This is a genomic window from Cupriavidus sp. GA3-3 (assembly GCF_000389805.1).
GTDB classification, from domain to species: domain Bacteria; phylum Pseudomonadota; class Gammaproteobacteria; order Burkholderiales; family Burkholderiaceae; genus Cupriavidus; species Cupriavidus necator_D.
Window position 1 is genome coordinate 66421 of record NZ_KB944462.1, and the last position, 7474, is coordinate 73894.

Consider the following 7474-nt stretch of genomic DNA (forward strand, 5'->3'; position numbering starts at 1 on the left):
AACAAGGAGAACGTGATGAGCCATCCCCACCATCCTGAGACCTGGACCGCCGTCTGCACCGTACGCGATATCGTGCCCAATACTGGTGTGTGCGCGCTGGTCGACGACAAGCAGGTCGCCGTGTTCCGCATCGGCCGTGGCGACGAAGTCTACGCCATCGACAACTTCGATCCCAACTCGCAGGCCGCGGTGCTGTCGCGCGGGCTGGTCGGCAACCTCGGCGAGCGCCTGGTGGTGGCTTCGCCAATCTACAAGCATCACTTCGACCTGCGCACCGGCGAATGCCTGGAAGCGCCCGAGCAGTCCGTCAGTGCCTACGCCGCACGCGTCTATGACGGCAAGGTCTGGATTGCCGCCGGCGTGGCCGTGAGCGAGGCCGAGGAAGAACTCGCAGCCTGACACCGGCGCCCATTTGATGTTCCCCCTGTCCTCAAGCCACGCCAACGGAGATGCCGGCATGACGCCTTCCGCCACCCCCCAAGCCCGCCCGCGCCTGGTCGTCGTCGGCAACGGCATGGCCGGCATGCGCACTGTGGAAGAGCTGCTCAGGCTCGCCCCGGACCTGTACGACATCACGGTGTTCGGGGCCGAGCCGCACGGCAACTACAACCGCATCCTGCTATCGCCGGTGCTGGCCGGCGAGAAGACGGTAGCGGACATCATGCTGAACACGCGCGAGTGGTACGCCGAGCATGGCATCGAACTGCTTGCCGGCGACCCGGTGGTGGCCATCGACCGCCCGCGCCGCATCGTGCGCTCGGCCTCCGGCCGCGAAGTGCGCTACGACCGCCTGCTGCTGGCCACCGGCTCCAAGCCCTTCATCCTGCCGGTGCCGGGGCACCAGCTCGACGGCGTGATCGCCTTCCGCGATATCCAGGACGTGGAGACCATGCAGCAAGCCGCGCGCGACCACCGCCATGCGGTGGTGATCGGCGGCGGCCTGCTCGGCCTGGAGGCCGCCAACGGGCTGCTGCGCCAGGGCATGGACGTGACCGTGGTGCACCTGCCCGACAGCCTGATGGAGCGCCAGCTCGACAAGCCCGCTGCCACGCTGCTCCAGGGCGCGCTCGAACGCAAGGGCCTGCGCTTCCTGCTGGGCGCTCAGACCGCGGAGATTCTCGGCATCGACCGCGTCACCGGCGTGCGCTTCAAGGACGGCAGCGAGATCCCCGCCGACCTGGTGGTGATGACCGCCGGCGTGCGCCCCAATATCGAGCTGGCCGCCGGCGCCGGCCTGCACTGCGAGCGCGCCATCGTCGTCGACGACACGCTGCAGACCTATGATCCGCGCATCTACGCCGTGGGCGAGTGCGTGCAGCATCGCCAGGCCACCTTCGGCCTGGTGGCGCCGATCTGGGATCAGGCGCGCGTGTGCGCCGCGCACCTCGCCGGCGCCGGCCATCGCCACTACGTGCAGCAGGCCACCGCGACTAAACTGAAAGTGACCGGCGTCGACCTGTATTCCGCCGGCGACTTCATCGGCGCCGAAGGCAGTGAAGACCTGGTGCTGCGCGACCCGCGCCGCGGCGTCTACAAGCGCCTGGTGCTGCAGGACGGCTATCTGGTCGGCGCCGTGCTGTACGGCGACGTGCAGGACGGCCCCTGGTACTTCGACATGATCCAGCGCCGCACGCCGGTGGGCGCGCTGCGCCAGCGCCTGCTGTTCGGTCAGGCGCAGTGCGAAGCGCTCGCCGCATAAGCATCACCGTAAGCCATATAACGCCCCCGCACGGAGAACGCGTGAACCTGTCCGACATCCCGGTCGTCTCGGCGACCCTGACCACCACCACCGCCACCACCTGCCCGTACTGCGGCGTCGGCTGCGGCGTGCGCGCCACCGTGCGCGCCGACGGCCAGGTCGAGATCGCGGGCGACGCACAGCACCCGTCCAATCACGGCCGGCTGTGCGTGAAAGGCTCGGCGCTCGGTGAAACCGTGGACCTGGAAGGCCGCCTGCTCCACCCCAAGGTGCGCGGCACCGATGGCTCCCTGCAGCAAGTCTCGTGGGACCATGCGCTGGACACCGTCGCGCAAGGCTTCTCGGACATCGTCCGCCGCCACGGCCCGGATTCGGTCGCGCTCTATGTCTCGGGCCAGCTGCTGACCGAGGACTACTACATCGCCAACAAGCTGATGAAGGGCTTCATCGGCAGCGCCAATATCGACACCAACTCGCGCCTGTGCATGTCGTCGGCAGTGGCCGGCCACAAGCGCGCCTTCGGCGAAGACCTGGTGCCGGGCAACTACGAAGACCTGGAACTGGCCGACCTGGTGGTGCTGGTGGGCTCCAACACCGCGTGGTGCCATCCGATCCTGTTCCAGCGCCTGTCCCGGGCCAAGGAAGCGCGCCCCGAGATGAAGATCGTGGCGATCGACCCGCGCCGCACCGCCACCTGCGAACTGGCCGACCTGCACCTGGCGATCCGCCCGGGCACCGACGTGTGGCTGTTCAACGGGCTGCTGAGCTACCTGGCGCGCGAAGGCCGCACCAACGCCGCCTTCGTCGCCGCCAGCACCGCGGGGCTGGATGAAGCCCTGCAGGCCGCGGACGCGGCCTGCGCCGATCCCGCTGCCGTGGCCCGCGCCTGCAAGCTGGACGTGCAGGACGTGCTGGCGTTCTACCAGCTGTTCGCGGATACGGAAAAGACCGTGACCGCCTTCTCGCAAGGCGTCAACCAGTCGTCGGCCGGCACCGACAAGGTCAACAGCATCATCAACTGCCACCTGCTGACCGGCCGCATCGGCGCCCCGGGCATGGGCCCGTTCTCTCTTACCGGCCAGCCCAATGCAATGGGCGGGCGCGAGGTCGGCGGCCTGGCCAACATGCTGGCCGCGCACATGGAACTGGCCAACCCGCTGCATCGCGACGTCGTGCAGAGCTTCTGGCAATCGCCGGTGGTGGCTGACCGCCCGGGCCTGAAGGCGGTGGAACTGTTCGAGGCGATCGAAGCCGGCCGCGTCAAGGCGGTCTGGGTGATCGCCACCAACCCGGTGGTAAGCCTGCCCGACGCCGACCAGGTGCGCCGCGCGCTGGCCAGGTGCGAACTGGTGGTCACCAGCGACATCATCGAGCGCACCGACACCAATGCTGCCGCGCACGTGCTGCTGCCCGCGCTGGGCTGGGGCGAGAAAGACGGCACCGTTACCAACTCGGAACGACGCATTTCCCGCCAGCGTGCCTTCCTGCCCGCGCCTGGCGAGGCGCGCGCCGACTGGCGGATCCTGTGCGACGTCGCGCGCCGCATGGGCTTTGACGGCTTCGACTATGCGGGCGTGCATGAGATTTTCGACGAGCACGCGCGCCTGAGCGCCTGGCGCAACGATGCCGCACCGCGCGTGTTCGACATCGGCGGGCTGGCCGGCCTGGACCAGGAGCACTATGACGCGCTGGAGCCCGTGCAATGGCCGCTGCCAGCGGGCGCACCGGCTGGCGCCGGCACGCAGCGCCTGTTTGCCGACGGCCGCTACGCCCATGCCGACGGCCTGGCCCGCTTTGTCGCCGCGCCGCCGCGCGCGCCGGCCCACGCGCCCGACGACGATTTCCCGTTGATCCTCAACACCGGCCGCGTGCGCGACCAGTGGCACACCATGACGCGCACCGGCAAGTCGGCCAAGCTGGCCGACCACCTGCCCGAACCCTTCGTCGACATGCACCCGCAGGACGCGCTGTTGTCCGGCGTGGGCGAAGGCAAGCTCGCGCGCGTCAGCACGCGCTGGGGCGCGATGGTGGCACGCGTGCGCCATGGCGGCGGCATCCCGCGCGGCAGCGTGTTCGTGCCGATCCACTGGAACGGCCAGTTCAGCTCCGACGCACGCGTCGGCGCGCTGGTCAATCCCGTGGTCGATCCCGTTTCCGGCGAGCCCGAATTCAAGCACACGCCAGTACGGGTGGAGCCATTCGGCGTGAACTGGCATGGTTTCGTGCTGAGCCGCAGCGCGCTGCCCGCGGAAGCGCTGACCTACTGGACGCGCGTGCAGGGCCGCCAGTTCCAGCGCTATGAATTCGCCGGCCGCGACACCGTGGCCGACCGCACCGCCTGGGCCCGCGCGCTGCTCGGCGTGACCGATCCGGACGCCGACTGGCTCGAGTACGAGGACCGCACCGCCGGCGTCTACCATGCGGGCTATGTCGTCAACGACCGGCTGGAAGCGTGCGTCTACGTGTCGACGCGGCCCGAGTTGCCCTCGCGCGCGTGGCTCGCCGGCCTGTTCGGCCGCGAGCGGCTGGAAGACGCCGACCGCATCGGCCTGCTGCTCGGCCAGCCGATGGAGAAAGGCGCCGACACCGGCCCGACCGTGTGCTCGTGCTTTGGCGTGGGCCGCAACACCATCTGCGACGCCGTGCGCAAGCACGACCTGAAGACGCCCGCGGAGATCACCGCCTGCGTCAAGGCCGGCGGCAACTGCGGCTCGTGCGTGCCGGAACTGAAGAAGCTGCTGGTGGAAGTGCGCGTGGCCGAGGTCGCCTGACCAGTGCAGTGCCGAGGCAACCGGGCTACCAGCCAGCCGGCCTGATCTTCCATCACGGATTAGGCACCCTTCACGAGAACCAGATTGCGGTCGCGGCGGCATACCCCCATGCTAGCCGCGCAACCCCGACAAGCCGCCCCGGACTCACGGCGCGGCACCAATCTGGAGACAGCAATGAAGGATGCGAAGGATTTGCGCGCCGGGCCACGATGGCTGGCGGGCGTGATGGTGATGGCCTCGGCGCTGGCTGGCACAAGCGCCGCGGCAGCGGCTGACGCCTACCCCGGCAAGCCGATCACGCTGGTCGTCCCCTACTCCGCCGGCGGCCCGACCGACGTCGTGGCACGCACGCTGGCGCAGGCGATGTCGCAGGATCTCGGTCAGAGCGTGGTGGTGGAAAACCGCACCGGCGCCGGCGGCACCGTGGCTGCCGCCTTTGTCGCCCGCGCACAGGCGGACGGCTATACGCTGCTGATCCACCATAATGGCATGGCGACCGCGCCGGCACTGTACAAGAAGCTGTCGTACGCGCCGCTGAAGGATTTCGAGTATGTCGGCCAGGTCGCGGACGTGCCGATGACCCTGATGGGCCGCAAGGACCTGCCGGCCAAGACCGTGCCGGAACTGATCCGCTACGTGACGCAGAACAAGGACAAGGTGTCGCTGGCCAATGCCGGGCTGGGCGCCGTATCGCAACTATGCGGCGTGCTGTTCGAGCAATCGGTCCACGTCAAGCTCAATGCAATTCCTTACCAGGGCGCCGGCCCCGCGCTGACCGCACTGCTGGGCGGCCAGGTCGACCTGCTGTGCGACCAGACCACGGCCACGCTGCCCCATATCCAGGCCGACCGCGTGCGCCTGTTCGGCGTGACCACGCCGGCGCGGATCAAGGCGCTGCCCAGTGCGCCAACGCTGCAGGAAGGCGGTCTCAAGGGCTTTGACGTCAAGGTCTGGCACGGCATCTACGCGCCCAAGGGCACGCCGCCCGCTGCAGTGGCGCGGCTGACCAAGGCGCTGCAGAAGGGGCTGCAAGATCCCGTGGTGATCAAGAAACTCGATGGCCTGGGTGCGGAAATCGTGCCGGTCGACAAGCAGACGCCGGAAGGCCTGCGCACACTGCTCAAGGCTGAGAGCGACAAGTGGCAGCCGCTGCTGAAGTCGATGCAGATCGAGGCCGACTAACTTTCCGACATGCCACCGGTGCCTGGGCACCGGTGGCCCCCTGATTGCTGGCAATACGATAGAATCATCCCTGACTTCCCGGCGATCTTTCTGAATCGCCCCTTCTCGCAGTACCCGGTGCCGGCTCGCACCACCCATCTTGCCCGACTCAGCGGCGCATTCATTTTCCGGATTTACCCACTGTTAGGCGGCGATGCGCCCTTGTTACGTCGCGTTTCGCACGTCTTGGCCGGTATCGCCACGTCCCATCAATGTTGAAGCCCGAGGAGGCTACCCTATGCCATCTCCTTGCCTGCTGCCCGTGCTTGCCCTAGCCGTGTGCATGGTCGGCGCTGCTGAATTCATGTTGTCACCGATGCTGGCGCCGCTTGCAGACGCCTTTGCCACCACCCCGGCGCGCGCATCGGGACTCGTTTCTGCCTATGCCCTTTCCTATGCCTTGGCCGCGCCGTTGATGGGCTGGTTCTCCGATCGTGCCGGACGGCGCCGCGTGCTGCTGGCTGCATTGCTGTTGTTCGCACTCGATGGCATCGCCCTCACGCTCGTCCCTACGCTGCATGCCGCCATGGCATTGCGTATCCTCGGCGGGCTCGCCGCCGCGGCCACGATTCCCACCGTCTTCGCATTGATCGCAGATCTGGTTCCCCCGGCGCGGCAGGCTGGCGCCATGGGCGGCGTCATGCTAGGCATGACCGCCGGCATTGCCGCAGGCCCGGCAGTGGCCGGGATACTGGCCGATGGATTCGGCTGGCGCGCTCCCTTCCTTGTCACCGCAGGTGGTTGCCTGGCGGCCCTTCTTGCCGGCTGCCACGTACTTCCGCGCAATCTGCCGCGTAGCGGCGACTGCCAGGAAAAATCCAGGAACGTCCCAGCATCTTCAGGCATCCTGCTTCCATTGATCGCGAAAGGCGCCTGGAATGGAAGCGCCGTAGCGGCCTATGTACTAGCGGGGGAAGTGCTGCGGCTGCGTTACGGGCTCGGCGTGGCCGGCGTCGGCGCGGCACTTTCGGTGTTCGGCCTCGGCCTGGCCGTTGGCAATCTGCTGGCAGGGCGTGCCAGCCAGTGCTTCGCGCGCGAGGAAAGTGTTTTGATAGTGGCCACCGCGCTTGTCGCCGTGGCCCTGACCTTGTTCACGACAGGCGTCTTGGGGTTGCCCGGGTCGCTTGGCTGCCTGCTGGCGTGGGGCGCGGCACTCGGCATCGCGGCGCCATCTAGCACCGCCATCCTGGCTCGGCGGGCCGGCGCAGCAAAGGGGCAGATTCTGGCCGTCTCGGAAAGCATCAACAACCTGGCTGTGCTGATGCTGATGCCGGTTGCGGCCAGCTCACTGGCAGTGCACGGCACCGTGCCAGCCGCATTGCTGGTTGGAGGCTGCTGCCTGGCCGGCGTTGCGCTGGCTGTCGCGGACCGGCGGATGACGGCATGAGGGGCGCGGGCGTGATTTTCCGCCGCGCCAAAGCAAAAACCCCCAGCCTTTTGGGGCTGGGGGTTCTGCGGAATAAGAGCCTGGCGATGACCTACTTTCACACGGGAATCCGCACTATCATCGGCGCGGAGCTGTTTCACGGACCTGTTCGGGATGGGAAGGGGTGGTTCCAGCTCGCTATGGTCACCAGGCATGAGGGGTTGCAGCGCTGAGGTTGAGGTCAACGCTGCGAATAGGGATGTAGTTGGGGTTGTGCGTGTCAACTGTTTCGGCACAGTCGCGATTCACACACCAGGCAAAACACACTGGTTATAGGATCAAGCCTTACGGGCAATTAGTACTGGTTAGCTTAACGCATTACTGCGCTTCCACACCCAGCCTATCAACGTCCTGGTC

The 7474-nt window shown here is 67.6% G+C and carries 5 protein-coding genes and 2 rRNA genes; 5 read left to right on the forward strand and 2 right to left on the reverse strand.

Going from position 1 to position 7474, the window contains the following annotated elements:
- The first annotated feature begins 15 nt into the window (after nucleotides 1-15).
- From nirD to C265_RS05865, 5 genes are all read left to right on the forward strand, one after another.
- The gene (gene nirD, locus C265_RS05845) at nucleotides 16-399 is read left to right on the forward strand and encodes a nitrite reductase small subunit NirD (protein ID WP_010814239.1); all 384 of its coding nucleotides are present in this window, start codon (nucleotides 16-18) and stop codon (nucleotides 397-399) included.
- Between the two features lie 58 nt (nucleotides 400-457).
- A complete protein-coding gene (locus C265_RS05850) occupies nucleotides 458-1699 on the forward strand; it encodes an NAD(P)/FAD-dependent oxidoreductase (RefSeq protein ID WP_010814240.1) in 1242 nt (413 codons plus the stop codon).
- Nucleotides 1700-1740: 41 nt separating this feature from the next.
- Nucleotides 1741-4470, forward strand: coding sequence for a nitrate reductase (locus C265_RS05855; protein WP_010814241.1), 2730 nt, complete (start codon nucleotides 1741-1743; stop codon nucleotides 4468-4470).
- A 174-nt stretch (nucleotides 4471-4644) separates the two neighbouring features.
- On the forward strand, nucleotides 4645-5652 hold the full coding sequence (locus C265_RS05860; protein WP_010814242.1) for a tripartite tricarboxylate transporter substrate-binding protein: 1008 nt from the start codon (nucleotides 4645-4647) through the stop codon (nucleotides 5650-5652).
- A 277-nt stretch (nucleotides 5653-5929) separates the two neighbouring features.
- On the forward strand, nucleotides 5930-7078 hold the full coding sequence (locus tag C265_RS05865; RefSeq protein WP_010814243.1) for an MFS transporter: 1149 nt from the start codon (nucleotides 5930-5932) through the stop codon (nucleotides 7076-7078).
- 78 nt (nucleotides 7079-7156) lie between these two features.
- Here C265_RS05865 and rrf read toward each other — a convergent pair.
- Nucleotides 7157-7269, reverse strand: a 5S ribosomal RNA gene (gene rrf / locus C265_RS05870).
- A 122-nt stretch (nucleotides 7270-7391) separates the two neighbouring features.
- Nucleotides 7392-7474 (reverse strand): 23S ribosomal RNA (locus tag C265_RS05875); the annotation flags it as partial.

Excerpts from the sequence above, each read along its gene's own strand:
- nirD (WP_010814239.1), top strand. The coding sequence starts at position 16 with ATGAGCCATCCCCACCATCCTGAGACCTGGACCGCCGTCTGCACCGTA.
- C265_RS05850 (WP_010814240.1), top strand. The coding sequence starts at position 458 with ATGACGCCTTCCGCCACCCCCCAAGCCCGCCCGCGCCTGGTCGTCGTC.
- C265_RS05860 (WP_010814242.1), top strand. The coding sequence starts at position 4,645 with ATGAAGGATGCGAAGGATTTGCGCGCCGGGCCACGATGGCTGGCGGGC.
- C265_RS05865 (WP_010814243.1), top strand. The coding sequence starts at position 5,930 with ATGCCATCTCCTTGCCTGCTGCCCGTGCTTGCCCTAGCCGTGTGCATG.